The organism is Zhouia spongiae (assembly GCF_022760175.1).
Lineage (GTDB): Bacteria > Bacteroidota > Bacteroidia > Flavobacteriales > Flavobacteriaceae > Zhouia > Zhouia spongiae.
The window spans coordinates 1,895,016-1,912,284 of sequence record NZ_CP094326.1; the positions used below are offsets into that span (position 1 = coordinate 1,895,016).

The 17,269-nt window shown below is 38.8% G+C and carries 16 protein-coding genes; 5 read left to right on the forward strand and 11 right to left on the reverse strand.

All coding sequences use genetic code 11. The annotated features are described in order from the left end of the window. Window positions 1–128 precede the first annotated feature (128 nt). Entirely contained in the window at window positions 129–1,730 is a 1,602-nt protein-coding gene (pafA, locus tag MQE36_RS08200) for an alkaline phosphatase PafA (RefSeq protein ID WP_242938830.1), read from the forward strand. Between the two features lie 140 nt (window positions 1,731–1,870). On the opposite strand, the gene MQE36_RS08205 is transcribed toward pafA, so the two are convergent. After that, window positions 1,871–2,242, reverse strand: coding sequence for a VOC family protein (locus tag MQE36_RS08205; RefSeq protein WP_242938675.1), 372 nt, complete (start codon window positions 2,240–2,242; stop codon window positions 1,871–1,873). Window positions 2,243–2,510: 268 nt separating this feature from the next. Here MQE36_RS08205 and katG point away from each other — a divergent pair, with 268 nt between their 5' ends. The 3 genes from katG to MQE36_RS08220 all read left to right on the forward strand — a co-directional run bounded on the left by katG (window position 2,511) and on the right by MQE36_RS08220 (window position 6,387). Then, on the forward strand, window positions 2,511–4,733 hold the full coding sequence (gene katG / locus MQE36_RS08210) for a catalase/peroxidase HPI (RefSeq protein WP_242938676.1): 2,223 nt from the start codon (window positions 2,511–2,513) through the stop codon (window positions 4,731–4,733). A gap of 216 nt (window positions 4,734–4,949) precedes the next feature. Then, on the forward strand, window positions 4,950–5,762 hold the full coding sequence (locus MQE36_RS08215; RefSeq protein WP_242938677.1) for an alpha/beta hydrolase: 813 nt from the start codon (window positions 4,950–4,952) through the stop codon (window positions 5,760–5,762). A gap of 4 nt (window positions 5,763–5,766) precedes the next feature. Further along, window positions 5,767–6,387 carry a hypothetical protein gene (locus tag MQE36_RS08220; RefSeq protein WP_242938678.1) on the forward strand — a complete coding sequence of 207 codons (621 nt, stop codon included), beginning with the start codon at window positions 5,767–5,769 and terminating at the stop codon, window positions 6,385–6,387. A 43-nt stretch (window positions 6,388–6,430) separates the two neighbouring features. Here the strand turns inward: MQE36_RS08220 and MQE36_RS08225 are convergent, their stop codons facing one another. From MQE36_RS08225 to MQE36_RS08250, 6 genes are all read right to left on the reverse strand, one after another. Further along, window positions 6,431–7,360, reverse strand: a complete 930-nt coding sequence (locus MQE36_RS08225) for a LytTR family DNA-binding domain-containing protein (RefSeq protein ID WP_242938679.1) — start codon at window positions 7,358–7,360, stop codon at window positions 6,431–6,433. Window positions 7,361–7,856: 496 nt separating this feature from the next. Continuing rightward, complete coding sequence (locus MQE36_RS08230) at window positions 7,857–8,171, reverse strand: DMT family transporter (protein WP_242938680.1); 315 nt, start codon at window positions 8,169–8,171, stop codon at window positions 7,857–7,859. 79 nt (window positions 8,172–8,250) lie between these two features. Then, entirely contained in the window at window positions 8,251–8,832 is a 582-nt protein-coding gene (locus MQE36_RS08235; RefSeq protein ID WP_341461497.1) for a Crp/Fnr family transcriptional regulator, read from the reverse strand. A 378-nt stretch (window positions 8,833–9,210) separates the two neighbouring features. Continuing rightward, window positions 9,211–10,305, reverse strand: a complete 1,095-nt coding sequence (locus tag MQE36_RS08240; protein ID WP_242938681.1) for a TlpA disulfide reductase family protein — start codon at window positions 10,303–10,305, stop codon at window positions 9,211–9,213. Between the two features lie 470 nt (window positions 10,306–10,775). Then, on the reverse strand, window positions 10,776–11,189 hold the full coding sequence (locus MQE36_RS08245) for a hypothetical protein (protein ID WP_242938682.1): 414 nt from the start codon (window positions 11,187–11,189) through the stop codon (window positions 10,776–10,778). Window positions 11,190–11,215: 26 nt separating this feature from the next. Beyond that, entirely contained in the window at window positions 11,216–11,989 is a 774-nt protein-coding gene (locus tag MQE36_RS08250) for an OmpA family protein (protein ID WP_242938683.1), read from the reverse strand. Between the two features lie 649 nt (window positions 11,990–12,638). Here MQE36_RS08250 and MQE36_RS08255 point away from each other — a divergent pair. Continuing rightward, window positions 12,639–13,244 (forward strand): hypothetical protein, encoded by a 606-nt coding sequence (locus MQE36_RS08255; protein WP_242938684.1) that lies wholly within the window; start codon window positions 12,639–12,641, stop codon window positions 13,242–13,244. Between the two features lie 76 nt (window positions 13,245–13,320). On the opposite strand, the gene MQE36_RS08260 is transcribed toward MQE36_RS08255, so the two are convergent. The 4 genes from MQE36_RS08260 to MQE36_RS08275 form a co-directional block, all read right to left on the reverse strand. Further along, window positions 13,321–14,001 (reverse strand): 2'-5' RNA ligase family protein, encoded by a 681-nt coding sequence (locus MQE36_RS08260; protein WP_242938685.1) that lies wholly within the window; start codon window positions 13,999–14,001, stop codon window positions 13,321–13,323. A 102-nt stretch (window positions 14,002–14,103) separates the two neighbouring features. After that, window positions 14,104–14,907, reverse strand: a complete 804-nt coding sequence (locus MQE36_RS08265; RefSeq protein WP_242938686.1) for a hypothetical protein — start codon at window positions 14,905–14,907, stop codon at window positions 14,104–14,106. Between the two features lie 43 nt (window positions 14,908–14,950). After that, window positions 14,951–15,430 carry a hypothetical protein gene (locus MQE36_RS08270; RefSeq protein WP_242938687.1) on the reverse strand — a complete coding sequence of 160 codons (480 nt, stop codon included), beginning with the start codon at window positions 15,428–15,430 and terminating at the stop codon, window positions 14,951–14,953. 360 nt (window positions 15,431–15,790) lie between these two features. After that, window positions 15,791–17,212 (reverse strand): amidohydrolase family protein, encoded by a 1,422-nt coding sequence (locus MQE36_RS08275; protein WP_242938688.1) that lies wholly within the window; start codon window positions 17,210–17,212, stop codon window positions 15,791–15,793. Window positions 17,213–17,269: the final 57 nt, after the last annotated feature.

Sequence of the window (17,269 nt, forward strand, 5' to 3'; positions counted from 1 at the left end):
ACGAATGACTTATTTTTGTTTGCTTAGTGGTCGGAATAAGATAAAAATCAAATCAATAAATAAATCAGAAAGTGAAGAAAATTAAATTGTCAAAGCTTACTTATATAGCTGTTGCAGCGGCTTTGTTCATGGGAAATGATCTGAGTGCACAATCCGCAAATGAAACATACAAAAAACCAAAATTGGTAGTGGGAATTGTAGTCGACCAAATGCGATATGACTACCTGCCCCGTTTCTGGAACCGATACGGAGAGGGTGGTTTTAAGAGAATGATTGCCGAAGGTTTTAATTGTAAAAACAATCATTTTAATTATGTACCGACTTATACCGGTCCCGGGCACGCTTCTGTATATACAGGTACTACTCCGGCCTTTCACGGTATAATCGCCAATGATTGGTACGATAAAAATATAGATAAGAGCGTGTATTGTGCTCAGGACGATGAGGTGAATTCTGTAGGAACCAAAAGTGATGCAGGGAAAATGTCTCCAAACAGAATGATTACAACAACGGTTACAGATCAGTTAAGACTTGCGACCCAGATGAGAGGAAAGGTCATAGGTATTGCAATTAAAGATCGTGGAGCTATTTTACCGGCCGGACATAGTGCAAATGCTGCTTACTGGTTTCATGGAAAAGACGAAGGAGCATGGATCAGTAGTACTTATTATATGGATGAACTTCCTAAATGGGTTCAGAAATTCAACAAGTCTGATGCCGCTAAATCATACAAAAAGGAATGGAATACTTTATTTGACATCAATAGCTATACTGCAAGTGGTACAGATGAAAATAATTTTGAAGGAAAATTCAAAGGAGAAGAAGCGGCAGTTTTTCCGCATAAACTTCACAAGTTATGGAAACAGAATAATGGATACGATATCATTAAAGCAACACCTTATGGCAACAGTGTAACTACAGATTTTGCTATTGCAGCTATAGAAGGGGAGTCATTAGGACAAGATAACGATACCGACTTTCTGGCTGTAAGTTACTCAAGTACCGATTACGTCGGACATAAATTTGGGGTGAATTCGGTAGAGATAGAAGATACATACCTGCGTCTGGACAAAGATTTAGAACGTCTTTTTAATAAGCTGGATAAACAGGTGGGGAAAGGGAATTATACCGTATTCTTAACCGCCGACCATGCCGCAGTACATGTGCCGGCTTACCTTGAATCCGTAAAGATTCCGGGAGGATATTTCAGTACTTCTGATTTTAAGGTGAAGCTTAATGAGTTTTTGCAAGAGAAGTATAACGCTAAAGGGCTGATAAAGAATTTCTCTAACTTTCAGATTTTCCTAGATCACGAAAAGTTGGAGGAGCTGGATTTGGAATTAGTTGAAGTGGAAGAGGCAATTGCTGATGAAGTCGTTAATTACGAAGGCGTTTTCGAAGTATTTACAGCGCAGGAAATGCGCAAGCATGATTATACGCAGCCTGTACCTTACTTATTGCAAAAAGGGTATAACCACAAGCGTTCGGGAGATGTTTTGGTAGTGCTGGATCCGGGAGTGATAAGTTACTCAAGAACCGGATCAACCCACGGGTCGAACTTTAATTATGACACCCATGCACCGCTGTTGTTCTTTGGCTATGGAATCAATCATGGCGAGACCACTCAAAGGACTGAAATTCCGGATATAGCACCTACAATTTCTGCTTTGCTCGGAATTGCATTCCCAAATGCTGCTACGGGAAATCCAATTAGCGAAGTTATAGATTAACTTTAACCATAAAAACAACAAAGCCTCCCGGACGGGAGGCTTTGTTGTTTTTAGTTTCAAATATTAATGAAAAAGCTTCAGGGCATATCTTAATGAAGGCTTCCTGCAAGTTTTCCGTTTCACATTCAAGATATAAACTTTTAAATATGCTGATCGATAAGGATGGTATTGCCGTCGGGATCAGTAAGGGTGAAACTTCCCGGACCTTTGGAGCCTTCTTTTACTTCGCTTAACAGTTGAATCCCTTCATCCTTTAACGATCGTTGGATCGAACGAACATCATCAAAGTCTTTTAAAGTACCGGCATCTGAATCCCAGCCGGGATTAAAAGTAAGAATGTTATTCTCAAACATTCCCTGAAAGAGTCCGATAAGAGTGTCTTCATTTTTCATGATGAGGTAATTCATTCCAATATCGCCGGCGAAAACACTAAAGCCCAGCTTTTCATAAAATGATTTTGAAACTTTAAGATCCTTAACATTCAGACTGATGGAAAAAGCACCTAACTTCATATGATAATATTTTAAGAGCGGTTACATTAAACGATGACTGTTGCAAATAACAACAGAATGAAGATAGTATTTTTCGCTATCAACTAAAAATGTAATGCATTCATTTATAAATGCTTTCTCCTCTAATGATAATTCCGTAAATTAATCAGGCCTTTAAATTGTGTTATTGTATTATAACCATAATCTATTTATTATTAAAAGTAATAAATATTAATTATGGTATTTTTACTATGGTTAAGAAAATATAGAATTCTAAAAACTTTTAAAAATGGAAAATAACAAACACATGAGTCATTCATCCCACGGTTCAAACGGGGAGAGTAAATGTCCGTTTTCTGGCGGAGCTCCCAAAAAAGCAGCAGGAGGGGGTGCACGCAATCGCGATTGGTGGCCTAATCAGTTAAAGGTAAATATACTGAGGCAACATTCGTCACTCTCAAATCCAATGGGTGCAGACTTTAATTATGCCGAGGAATTCAAAAAACTGGATTATCCGGCTTTAAAGAAAGACCTGAATGATTTAATGACCGATTCGCAGGAATGGTGGCCGGCAGATTTCGGGCATTATGGAGGACTGTTTATCCGAATGGCGTGGCATAGTGCCGGTACCTATCGCGTTGGTGACGGAAGGGGAGGTGCAGGAGCGGGGCAACAACGTTTTGCACCATTAAACAGTTGGCCAGATAATGCGAGTCTCGATAAGGCAAGAAGGTTACTATGGCCTATTAAACAAAAATATGGAAAGAAAATATCCTGGGCAGACCTGTTGGTTTTGGCAGGGAACGTGGCTTTGGAATCCATGGGTTTTAAAACCTTTGGGTTTGCAGGAGGACGTGAAGACGTCTGGGAGCCGGATGAAGATATTTACTGGGGTTCAGAAACCACCTGGCTGGAAGATAAAAGATATTCCGGAGAGCGCGATCTGGAAGATCCGCTGGCAGCCGTAGTAATGGGATTGATCTATGTTGATCCCGAAGGACCCAACGGAAATGGAGACCCTTTAACCGCAGCGAAAGATATCAGGGAAACTTTCAAACGTATGGCTATGAACGATGAGGAAACCGTGGCACTTATAGCCGGAGGACATTCATTCGGTAAGACCCATGGGGCAGCTGACCCCAGTATCTACGTAGGTCCTGAGCCGGAAGCAGCGCCCATTGAAGAACAAGGTTTTGGATGGAAGAACAGTTACAAATCGGGTAAGGGGGCCGATGCTATTACCGGGGGTCCCGAGGTAATATGGACACAGACCCCGACTCAATGGAGTAATTATTTTTTTGAAAACCTGTTCGGTTTTGAATGGGAATTAACAACGAGTCCGGCAGGAGCAAAACAATGGGTCGCTATAAATGCAGAAGAGAGTATTCCTGATGCATTCGACACTTCTAAAAAGCACCGGCCTACAATGTTGACAACGGATCTTTCACTTCGGTTTGATCCTGAATATGAAAAAATATCAAGGCGTTTTTATGAAAATCCGGATGAGTTTGCAGATGCTTTTGCCCGTGCATGGTTTAAGTTAACACATCGCGATATGGGACCTAAGCCCCGTTATTTAGGACCTGAAGTACCGAAAGAAGACCTGATCTGGCAAGACCCGGTACCGGTTGTTGACCATGAATTGATCAATGAAACAGAAATCATTAACCTGAAAAATAAAATAGCAGACAGTGGCTTGTCTGTGCCGGAACTGGTGTCAATCGCCTGGGCTTCCGCTTCAACCTTCAGGGGATCGGATAAACGGGGAGGAGCAAACGGTGCCCGAATCCGTCTGACCCCGCAAAAGGACTGGGAGGTAAATAATCCTGCCGGCCTGGCAAAGATTTTGAAAGTATTGGAAGGTATTCGAGGTGGTTTTAATACCGGAAACAAACAAGTGTCCCTCGCAGATCTGATTGTGTTGGCAGGCTGTACCGGGATAGAAAAAGCTGCTAAAAATGCAGGTTACGATATAAGCGTTCCTTTTACTCCCGGCCGTACGGACGCTTCGCAAGAACAAACGGAGATCGATTCATTTGCCTATTTAGAACCGGTAGCAGACGGATTCCGGAGCTATCGAAAAACTAAATTCCCTGTATCTACAGAAGAACTGTTGATCGATAAGGCGCAATTGTTAACCTTAACAGCACCGGAAATGACGGTATTGTTAGGGGGTATGCGGGTTATGAATACGAATTATGACGGTTCGAAACATGGTGTGTTTACCAACAGACCTGAAGCATTAACGAACGATTTCTTTGTGAACCTGCTGGATATAGATACAGTATGGAAACCGGTTACAGAAGACAACGAGGTTTTTGAAGGAAGAGCTCGCAATTCCGGAGCTTTAAAATGGACAGCTACACGGGCAGATCTTATATTCGGGTCGAATTCTGAATTGAGAGCCCTGGCGGAAGTATATGGAAGTGCAGACAGCAAAGACAAATTTGTTAGTGATTTTGTTGCAGCCTGGAATAAGGTGATGAATTTAGATCGTTTCGAACTGGCGTAGATAGTTTATTCCTACAGCTAAAATATGAATCCTTGAAGGGGTGGTTTTTAACCACCCCTTTTATTTTTTTAAGTATGGATGGAATTAAAACCGTATGGAGATGTCAATACATCACAAAATGATGACACTTCAAACCAAGATGCTTTATAATAATATTTTACAGGAAACACTCATTTAATTTTGAGGGCATAAAATCAATTAAACATAGCATATGTCATGAAAAAAAGAGTCTTAAATTACCTGCTTGTCTGTAGCATAATCGTTGTGGGTTTATGTGTGCAGGGGTGTGACAAGGAAGAACTGTCCGCTAGGACAAATAATGATTCCTTTGTAATTACATCAAATTATACGCAGACAAAGTACCGCATCAATATTTTGTATCCGAAAGGATATCAGCCGTCCAAAAGTTATCACACGATTTATTTACTCGACGGCGATGACTATTTTAATGAAACCGCAAATGTAATTACTGCTCAGGAAAAGGATGATTATGTCCTGATAGGGATTGGATACGCCGGAAAAAATAAACGGGGTACGGATTATTCATACCCTTGGGATAAAGATTTTTCCGGTAATTCAGGAGGGGCTAAAGAGTTTATCGACTTTATTAATGGCGAACTGATCCCTGAAATCGAAAGTAAGCTGAAAATAATGAGTAGTGACAGAACATTATTCGGTCACTCATTAGGAGGATACTTCGCTTTATACATACTATTTCAACAAGAAAAAAATAACCCTTTCGATCATATTATAGCAGCCAGCGCCAACATAATGTGGTATAATGCCTATCTGTTAGATCTGGAGCAGAAATACTATGATAAGAAGAAGGAACTTAATAAAAGCCTGTACCTGTCGGTAGGTGATCTGGAAGGGGCTTCCCAGAACCTTTTCCACGATGCTTTTGTCAAACAGCTGAAAAAGAGATTTTACATCGGATTGGACTTTACCGGCGAACGACTCAGAAACACCTCACACCGGAACAGTCCGATAATCAGTTTTAAAAATGGATTAACAAAAATCTTTGAGTAACCAGATGAAGAATTATATTTTAATGGTAGTGTCCATAGTAAGTCTGAATGTTTTTGCACAAAAGAATGAACCTGTAGAACAGGTGAGTGATAAAGACTGGCAAATGGAATTATTATATACATACGATCCCCTCAATACAAGTTATGGCGATAATTACGGATTTATTTTTAAAGCAAAGCGATTTAAGTATCAGGGAGACCATATAAAACTGCTATATGGTTTGGCATACCAGAACAGTTATATTTCCGAAACAGAAAATCTATTTACGGATCATGTAGACGGGTTTACCCGGGATATTGGTCTGTATGCAATATTCGATTTGGTTTACTACCCTTTTGCCAGGAAAAAGTTTTACATTTCATTCGAGCCTTTTGCAGGTGTAACCCATCTGAAATCTATAGGGAAACTCAGGATTCAGGAACATTCGGTGTATGAAACATATGTAAACAATTTTGCCTATTTCAACTATGGGGTCACCCAATCGTTAGGGTTTAAAATTAAAGATTTTACCATAAGCGGTTTTGGCTGGCTTTCTCTAAAAGGGTTTTTAGACGGGGGAAGGATGAGACCTGCCGATTTTGATTCAAGATTGTTTGTCGGAGTAGGGGTAGGATATGCTTTTTGAGCATCTAATGAACTCTCAAATCTATAAAACAAAAAAATGTCTCCTACATTTGCTCGCAACAAGCGTAGGAGACATCCCCTTTTTGTGCTTGAAAGGCTTCTTTAAATAATTTGAACTTGTTTCTGGAAACCGGAACTTCTTCGGCGATTCCTTTAAAACTAATTCGGTAATTTCTGGCATTTCCCGAGGTGCTGTATATGCTTCTCAGATTAACGATATAAGATCTGTGTGTATTAATGATAAATGGGTATGCCTCAAGAGCTTCTTCGAGCTTTTGGAGCCGCAAGCGGTATGGCCTTGAAATTACCTCATCGCCGGCAATTGTATATATGTCAACATAATTACCATCCGCTTTGGCAAATAAGAAAGCATCAATGTCAAGTTCAAGGACTTCTGTTTTGTTATTTGTCTGAATGTTGACTCTAGCACCTGTTGCGGATGTTTCTAATTCAATTTTATTACGAAGCTGCTCGTTATACAAAGAGACTTCTTTCAGGTTTTGTTTTAAAATAACAGTATAATTTAACCAGACGATTAAAATTGTCGGGATGATCCCTAGAATGATAACATATAATAAAACATTTAAGAATCGTAGCATATCAAAAGCATTTTGATTCTTGCTGATAAAAAAAGACATAAGGTTATTGGCCACAGCAATGACCAGAAGTAGTGAAATGATCAACAGGAATTCTTTTCCTACCGTCCATCGTTCTTTTATTTCCGGATTAAAAAATAAATAAGGTATCAATTCAGTAATAAAAAGGATGCTAAAAAAGGTCGTGAATCCGGCCAGCATACAAACCTCGACTTTTGGATAGACAAAATTATTACTGACATAATCGCCATCAATAGCTAACCAGTTCATAAAATAGATAAGTGCCGCAATGAAAATGGCAACAAAAAGATTTCGTTTTAAAGAGAATAAGTAAGGGTATGGCCTGGTAATCATTGAGACCGCATAATGTCTGAACATTAACCGTTGTTTTTGTGGTCAAAGGTAGAACTTTTATAAATCATACCAATTAAAGTCTATGTTAATAGAAGGAGAATTTAAATACCTCTGATGGTAAATCGTTGTTTTGAGAATTTTAAAACCGGTTGCTTAACTTTCAATAGTGCCTTAACAGAAAGCAGATTTATCTGGTATTGATTTGTTTTAGTTTTTTTCCTGGGTTGTTGGATTTAGTAGCCATACGTTTTAAGTTTTTGATGATGTAAGTGTTATGGTCTGATCAGGGACAACGGGATTATCAGATAGAGAACTTGCATTATTCCTGTTTAGATGTAATTCAGGAAGTGGTCGGCTTAAAACGGTCATCGGTTAAAAGAGGTATGGTATGGGGCTTATTCGGTGTATGACCAACGCCATCGCTTAAAGGCTTTGAGTTTTGATATCAAGGCAAAATAGAACCGGCGAAACAACCTTATGGAAAGTCGTGGGGTCATTCCGCCGGTTTCAAGACATTTTATTAAGTGAATTTTAAACCAACGATACCGATTACTATTAATGAAGCAGAGAGCAGCTTTAAAACAGAAGCAGAATCACCAAAATACAAAATCCCGATGATGAGGGTACCTACGGCTCCGATTCCGGTCCATACAGCATAGGCTGTTCCGATGGGAATTGTTTTTTGAGCAAACCATAATAGTATTCCGCTTAAAAGCATGCTGACTATTGCTATGGCAATTCCCAATATTTTTGATGACATTGTTTGTGATAACTTTAAGCCCAGGGGCCAGCCAATTTCAAATAAACCTGCTAATACTAAATATACCCAGTTCATACGTATTACATTTAATTATTATAATTCGCGACAAAGGTAGCTGTCGGATGCAAGCCGGCATTTAACAAATGATAAATAATCACTTTACATTGCTCCTGATCCTGCTCAGGCTCACCTGGGTAATCCCAAGGTAGGAGGCCAGGTGACTTAACTTTACTCTTTTAAGTAATTCAGGTTCGTTCTTTAACAAATCTGTATAACGTTCCGAGGCTGTTTTTACAAGCCTTGAAATTAAACGCTTTTCCGCTTCGATTAATGCGTATTCTACCTGTTTCCTGCCCCAGTTGGCGATATGGATATCCTTGTCAAATAAGATTTGTAATGAGTCGTTGTTTAGTTTAAAAAATTCGCAATCCTCCAGCAGTTCAATATTCTCATACCCTTTTTGATCTTTTACATAACCATTTATTGAGAGTGCAAGATCTCCTTCCTGTCCGAACCAGAAAGTAATATCGTCACCGTCATTGTCAGCATAAGCCCTGACGATCCCTTTTTTTATGAAGTAAATGTTCTTTTCAATTTTATCGGCGCGCAGTAAAGCATGGCCCTTGGAATATTTGACTTCTTCCATGCAGTCCTTCAGTATTTTTTTGGACGTTAAGGGCATTAAATATATCCGGTCGAGAATAGTGTCTATATTCATTAGATTAGATTGTGTCATAAAACTGTCTTTATTTTACTCGATAGTCGTGATTTATCCCGTATAGCTCTCGTGAGAGTTCCGACGCTTGCCCCAGTGAGATATTCCTAACGGAATTTCACAGGGCTTGTGTTGAAATGATTTGTTCATGAGCGAGCTGGCTTCATCACCAAAAGGTACGTTGCGCCTTTTTTTACGCTCAGCCCTCTCGTGTCCTGGCTCCTGGGTGGTTTCTTCAACTGCCGGTACATGCAGTAACTGTCGTACGAGTCAGCGAAAAACGATGCAGGTTAATCAACCGTTTCTTTACCCTGTCTCCTCTGTTAGCTGAATAAATTGCCATGAGCGGAAGAATACGGTTGGGCATGACCATTTTATAGAAATAAGGGGATTTCATTGTTATGAACCGGTATTGTCATGAAACAATTCACGGAGTTTGTCTTTTAGTTCTTCACCACGTATAAACCTGGCGATAATAACTCCATGCTCATCAATCAGAAAATTGTCGGGAATATCCCGAACCCCATAAATCATTGCAGCCTCATTATTGAAACCCTTCAGATCGCTGACATTTACCCAGCTCAGACCATCTTTTTTTATTGCTTCTCCCCATTTTTCTTTATCGGTATCTAATGATACGCCGAGAATTTCAAAGCCCTTGTCTTTATGTAATTCATATTGTGCTGTCAGTTCGGGGTTAAAGCTTCTGCAAGGTCCGCACCAGGAAGCCCAAAATTCTATTAAGGTGTATTTTCCTTTTATTTCTGAAAGTTTTACCCTATGTCCATTGATGTCAGGTTGTTCAATATCAATAAATTGGTCTCCGATTTTCAGGTTTTTATTGCTGATAATAAACGCTTCTATTGTTTTCCCTTCTTCTGTGGTCTGTAATTCCGGATTTAATAGGGTAAAAGCCTTATCGGTTTCTGCTGCACCCAATCTTTCTTTGGAAACATTCAGGCGAAAAAGACTTTCGTAGGAGTCAGGATGATCATTGATGAACTGTAGATTGATCTTGATCTCTTCATGCTGTATTTGTTCGTAAATTTTAAAAAGAGAATCTCTGTTACCGTCAGTTACCATTGCCTCAAGTCTTTCCATTTCTTTAAAAACGGAATCTTTTCTTTTTAAAAGTAATTCGGCCTCTTTCTGTGTGTCAGAGCCAGTTATTTGTGCGTTTGAAAACTTTCCTTTTTCCCCCTCAAACCTGATTTTTTTATTCTCAAGCCAAAATGTTTTATTGTCCCTGCTGCTTATTATCCTGAGGTGGGCCAAGGTAGGACGCTTGACCTTTCCTTCAAAACTGAATTTGTCATTGACCACTATAGCGGAATCTGCTATCTCATCTGTTTTGGGATAGAGATATAATAATACTCTGGTACTGTCGGGTATGTGCTTGGTGGTTCCCTGTATGATATATCCTTCGTTTTTGGATTTGTCCTGACAAGAAATCAATAGGGTCAATAGAATGCTAAGGCTAAAAATAGTTTTCATTTTCTGTTTGCAACTAATGGTTATATAACGGAGTCTTCCGGTGGATTCTTTCTGCCGTACCTGAAAGATAATGAATTTGTATTGAATTCAGATAAAGAGCCGGGAAGTATGCAGACAATGGTCTGAGGAAATGTCCGTTTCGATAAATGAGAAGGTGATAACCGTTATTTCAGTACATGTTTTTTACTCGACATCGGGATTTAATGCTCCGACACTTGTCCCTGTGAAATATTTCTGAAAGCATTTCACGGAACTTGTGGCGAAATGCTTTTCAGGGGATCCTTTTAACGCTTCGCAGTAGACGAAGAATTAAATTACGCGACAAAAATAAAGAGGGTGTCTAAAAAGTATTTCAACCCCTCTATAATTTGCGTATTTGAGAATAGTTCCCCGATACCTACCCGAATAAAAAGAGGGTGTCTTGACTTTTTAGACACCCTCTTTATAATCAAAAAAAGTATTTATGGATATTACATACCGGCTTTTAGAACATCCTGCCACTTTTTGAGTTCGTCCCATTCATTCATTTCTGCCAGTTTTGCCTGCGCCGGCCATGTGTTGGTCATCCTTCTATGGGTTGTAAAGGCCGGTCCTGCATCAACAATCATTTTCTCCAGAAAGCTATGGGAGGTATTGGCGAGTTGTTGATAACTATGAATTCCCTTTTTATTTAAAAGACCTTCGATCTTCGGTCCAATCCCTTCTATTTTTGTCAGGTCTTGTTTAGATGTATTTACAGCAGCAACTGCTGCGCCTCCAAAAAGTTGTTTTAACAACCATCCCAGTATCAATCCAAGGATAAAGGCCGCCAGAAGCCATAAAAACCATGGCCAGAATACATCTGAACCATCACAGGCAGTAGTATTTATTTGTAATAATTTCATAATGACAAGTTTTTCGTTTTTAATGTTTATTCGGTAATATGTATTTCGACGCGTCGATTCTTCCTTCTGCCTTCTTCTGTATCATTCGATTCAATAGGCATAGCCTCACCTTTTGATTGAACGCTTATCTGGCTCTCGTCTACGCCCAGATTGATCAGATGATTTTTAAACTCGATAGCCCTCTTCATCCCAAGCTCCTCATTATATGCGTCTTCACCTTCATTGCTGGTATGCCCGGTGATCATTATCTTGTCTCCTGTTGATTTCAAAAATGCAGATAACTCGTCAAAAAAGCGAAGGACATTTTCATTGGTGATCTCTTTATCTGAATCATATTCATAGAACACCAGGGTCTTGTCGAGATGTTCTATGACATCATCATTCCTTGTTACCCATTTGTACTTTAATTCATGTAGCATGGTTTCTTTGGTAGCTTCGCAATCACCGCCATATCTTGCGGAGGTGTAGATATCCTCAGCAGGCATCTCGGTAAAAAGCAATTTAACTTTTTCGGCCCTGTTAACTCCATCTTCCGCTGTTTCCGAGCCGAAATAAGGGCCTGCCAGAAGGAGACTTTTGTTGTCCGTCCGTTCATTTAATATTTCCTGTTTCTTTTCCGGCCAAAGATCGTTGGTAATGACATCACCTGTCTCACAATCGAAAATTAAAGGGCCATACTGGACGGCAGCCGGAGCAATGTCCTCGTCACAACATACTACCGTATCCTTATACCACCGCCAGCTGAACCAGGCCAGTACAAGAAATAGCAGAAATAATAATAATGCTAAGATTTTCTTCATGTTGGTTAAAGTTTTAGTTTATGTTAAGATACGTAAAAAATGTTAAAAAAATAGGAGATGGTTTAATAATGGAGGTAAAAAACAATGTAGGGCTGCTCAATGGTCGTATTCAATAAAGTGTATCAGTTGTGTTTTGTATCATGTTGTATTTTAGTTATATAGATTGTATTTGGAAGTTGTGTAAGAGACGGTATAAAATATGAAACCCATTACAAGTAAGCTTATGTTTAAATATAAATAAGAAAAAGATGTTTTAAAGAATACGTAAATTATTGTTAAATAATAAGGTGGAGACTATAGTATGATGAAGTAAAAAGCATTGTAATATTAATAAGGTAATGACGTAAAATGAGGGGGTAAGGGGAAATACCGTTATTATCGCGATGCAAAATGAAGTGTGGATGTTTTTCAGGAACAGGAGGCCATTGTGGTAAATGCAAAAATTATGATTTACCATGCATAATACATTCTTTGGGCTTTGAATGTAACCAAATGCCAATACCGAATAAAAAGTTCCGGGGGGACTTATCATATATGTTTGAATATTCGGGTAATTACACTAACTTTAATGTGTTAAACCCTGATAAACCATAAACTTACATTATAGTAGATAGCTTGCATTTTACGAGTCTGATAAATTAAGTTCAATATGGATAGTTTTTTTAAGCGTATAATTCGGAAAGGTCACGAAGAGTACAGAATCGAAATAGGGTTCGACGATAACGCTATAATGGATAATTCTGCAAAATTTGAGATTGAAGCAGAGAGGCGAACCTTACCGGATGGTAATTTCGAAAAAGTTATCCTTGAAATTGATGTGCAATTCGAAAGAAATCAAATTGTGATATCGAACAAAGACCCTCAAAAAGTGCTGGCAACCCTATCTCTGGATACTTATCTGGAGGAACCCGGGGATTTCGAGGGCAATGGGATCGATTTAGATGATGAGGAGAAGCATATTTTCGATAGTTTTTCAGACGAGGCAGGTGAGCCTTTAGAGGCTGGGATAGCAGAGACAATGATAGGCTCAATTCCCACAGATCCTTTTTTAGGTTGCCTGATAAAAGGAGCAGTGAGTACACTTGTGGGGCAAATTATCAGATGTTGGAACAATATGAGACTGAGAAGTGCCCTATCATCATTCCGGGAAAAAGCCCGGGATATCTATGGCTGTTTACGGGAGTATGCTCCAAGAATGTTATTTACGTTTATGTACCGCAGTGGAAAATGTGTAGTAACTTGTGGATTGTCTTGATGAGATGCCTGTCTGTAGTCAGTGTGGTAAACTTATTGCCCAATCTTGTCTTTTTGTGATCATCAGGGCGTGTTCTTTATATTTCAAATTCGTACAGCTTCTTCACACGTTCTTTTCTTTGGTACCAATCGTTAGAAACAAACTCCAGCTTTTTTACTTCGAAAGAGCCAAAATCGTGGTTTGAGTATTGATCAATTATTTTTAAGAAGCTGTCTTTTTGTTCAAAATGTTTTCTGAATCGTACAATTGTCGAATGAGCCGTTTGAATGGGGTACCTTTTATCTAAACTCTGTTCGAGAGGAGCGTTTTTAAATGCAGATCTCAGTTTGTTCCTGATTTCGTTCAGCAAGTCATTACTCATAAATCCTTGTAACATAATACAAGAACTGGATGCTGTTAAGCCTTTAAACCGGATTTTAAGGTTTTGATGAGCTGGTAAGCACCCTTGTATTAGTTCAATGTATTTTGGAAGTTCGATGGTTTTAATGTGAAAACCTTCATAGCATGATATTATAGACATGACTGTGATATGAATATCAGAACCTGGATAATAATATTGATTGGGTTCAACTCTTTTTAATTCGTTCAGTAATTTTTGAATATTGTCTTTTATTATATCCGGAGGCCTGATGAGAAGCGTTATTCCGAATCTTTGGTCAGATTTCAGGTCTATTAAATGATCGATCTCGTATTTGTCGGAAGAGATCATATCAATGGATTCGTTATATAATTTCTTATAATGTTCTTTTAGATCCATTTTGTGTCCAGCTTGTGAGTGTAATATTTTTCTTCCTCGAATATAATTTTCAGGATTTCAGGGAAACGCGACGAACCATACACAGGAAGAGGACATTATACCTTAATATCTTGAAAAATCTATTTGGTATTTGATGTCATTATCCTGCGGATTTTTAAATAAGAAAATCATTTTGTTTTCGTTGAGCTCCAGTAAAGTAGCCTCTCTTTTGTAGTTTCCTTCAATCACCAGTAGCATATCGTCTAAGTCAAGATGCCATAAACCCTGTTCGTGTATAGTATTTCCTGAAGATATACGAAATGTGCCATCGTTGTTAAAACTTACTTTTGCGTTTTCATACAACGCATTAGGAATTGAACCATTTCTAATATATTTAAATCCATCCATACTATATAATCGTGCCCACACCAGATCATATTTCCAGTCTTTGGAGATCAGGTCGCTCCGGTTTGTTGCTTCGTCATGTTCTTTAACGAAACTGTATGTTACTTTATGGCCTGAAGCAGGTTCTATCGAATAAGACAAACTATCCCCGGAAATACGATCTATAAAATAACGACGTTCGTTAGCCATGCCTTTTGCTATTATAACAGAATCTTTTAAAGAGCTCAACTCCCAGGTGAATAGATGAATGCTGCCATCATTTGCAGATATACGAACCGTTTGGTCATCCTTATAGAGTATTCGTTCGTTATGGGTGTCATTCTCCATACCATTAGATGTACTTCTCTCATATAACACCATATCGTTTAATACCGTTCTTACCGGCATCCATCTGTTCGTAAGCTGTTCTTCTACGGTTATCGAATCAGGGATGTCGTCAATTACCGTGTTATTGCTTTCAGAACACGATACAAATAAGATAATTACTGTTGCAGAAATGAGTGTTTTGGCTGTTTTTATCATAAAGCAGGATTTCAATGTTTGGTTTTAAAATATGGTAATAATTTTATAGTTCTATAATAACCAGGTATTGGAGCGAAGAAATTTCCTTAAACTCAAGTGTCTTATTGTTCGAGTCGGCTCCTATAGGTTTAAAATAAGTTAAATCACAGGGGATTTTTGTTAGTGCTGCAGTAAAATCTACATCAATAGGATCTAGGTCGTCCAAATGGATGGTGTAGCGAAATTTAGATTCTCTTGGTATAAATAACGAGAGAGTGTTATCGAGTGCTCTGGCCTCCGAATCCGGTTCCGCATTTTCATCAGCAGGAATAAACCGAAAACCTGCACCCGGAAAATCTCCCTCCACAGTTATACGCTCAGGGTCAACAGTCCCGTTTTCAATTAGGTTGTTGCCTGTAGCATCTGCGATACGAATGTACAATTCAGGAAATGCAGGGTCAAAAAGGGTACAGTCAATCGCATCATTATTTGAACAACTCAGGCATAACAGTCCGATCAGAAAGAACGTTGAAAAAAATTTCATGCTTCTGTTTTTTAGAAGATGCCGATGTTGCCCATTGGTTGCGTCAACGCACTATAAATTGTAATTCGTTGTGCCTGATGTACAGATCGGCAGGAAGCCCCTAATGTTTAATCAATGACTTGCGCAAGGCTTGCCATCTTAGAGATGGTTTTATGTTAACGTGAGTTCGGTTTATTCTCGATTGATGACAATCGTTTATTAATGCTTTTATGGCAGGTCTGGCTTTTCGGCTATCGGATAAACCAACGTAGATCCCTTATTTTAAAGGTATTTGGTTCAATAACTTCCCGAATGTGCCCGAAGCATACTTGTATGATACTGTATTAGATCAATGCCTTGGCATGGTAAACTCATGTTCTATTAATTTTTTAAGCTATTCAGGAATTCTTTCCAGTGATACGTTTCCTTATGGGCATTATTCCATTTCCCGACACGAGAAAGCATAGCATCAATTTTGTTTCTGTCCACCCATTTACCATTCACAAAAACACCTGAAATTTCCTGTGTATTGCTGATGTTATCCAAAGGGTTCTGATCTAATAAAATTAAATCTGCAAACTTACCTGTTTCAATAGTTCCTATTTTGTCGTCAATTCCGAGCCATTCAGCGCCTAACCGGGTTGCAGAAGCCAGTGCTTCTTCATTTGTTAAGCCGGCATCTGCTAACAATTCAAGTTCGTTATGAAGTGAAAACCCCCAGACAATCCCGGAAGTTCCTGCATCTGTTCCGGCTACCATAGGAACCCCTTCCTTTTTAAAAGCCTTAACGATCTTAACATGGAACTCAACGAGTTTATCGAAATAAGCAATACGTTTAGCACTGGTACCCTTATTATATTGATTAGAGACAATCCATTTGCTTTGCATTAAGGGATGTACATATTTAAAGCTTTCAAGGTTCCGAACGCTATCTAGTGAGCGGGCCTGTTTGGCTATGTACACAAGATTGGATAAGTTCGGAATTAACCAGGTGCCGTTCTTTTTACTCATTTTAGCAAACCTTTCAGCTTCTTTATCCGTATACTCATCTGTTTGCTTAGAGAATTCTTCTGCATGGGCAACCAAATCAAAATGAGGCACAAAAGCTTCTTCCGTATGCCCTTCAAATGCATTTGGGATATGTCCGACGACTTTCATATTTTGCTTTTCAGCTTCATCTACAATTGCTTTAAAGGTCTCCTTTTCAAGTTGTGAATATACTTTTACAAATTCATAACCCTCACCTTTTGCAAGCCTGACAGTCTGTCTTCCATCAGATGGTGTTGTTGCAGTCATATTAGCATTGCCTCCGTCTATTAATGCTGCCAAAGCGATTCTTGGCCCTATAACATTACCTCTTATTATTTCGTTTCGCTGCCCGATATGTTCTGCTCTTGCACTTAATTCAAATACAGTAGTAACCCCGTTTGCTACATACAGCGTCATAAAATTTTGTGTATCAAAATGCATTGCGGGACCTTTTGTAGGATACGATATATACGGCCCGTCCACCAGGTTATGGACGTGCATATCAATAAGCCCGGGAATGAGCCATTTTCCTTTTCCGTTTATGGTTTTTGCATTTGCTGGAATAGGACCATTAATAGACTGTATGATCTTGTCTTTAATTACAATTGTAGCATTTTCAATGACTTTATTATCCTTGGTCATCGGAATTATATTCACCTTCTTTATGACATAAGTGTCATTTTCCGGATCGTTTTTTTCTAATTGTGTTTTGTTCTGCGCATTTAAATTTATACCGATAAATGCAAGTAGTGTCAGAAGTTTAAAGTATTTCATTTTAATTTTTGATTGATGATTATTTTAATGATAAGACGACAATTTTGCGTATTGTTA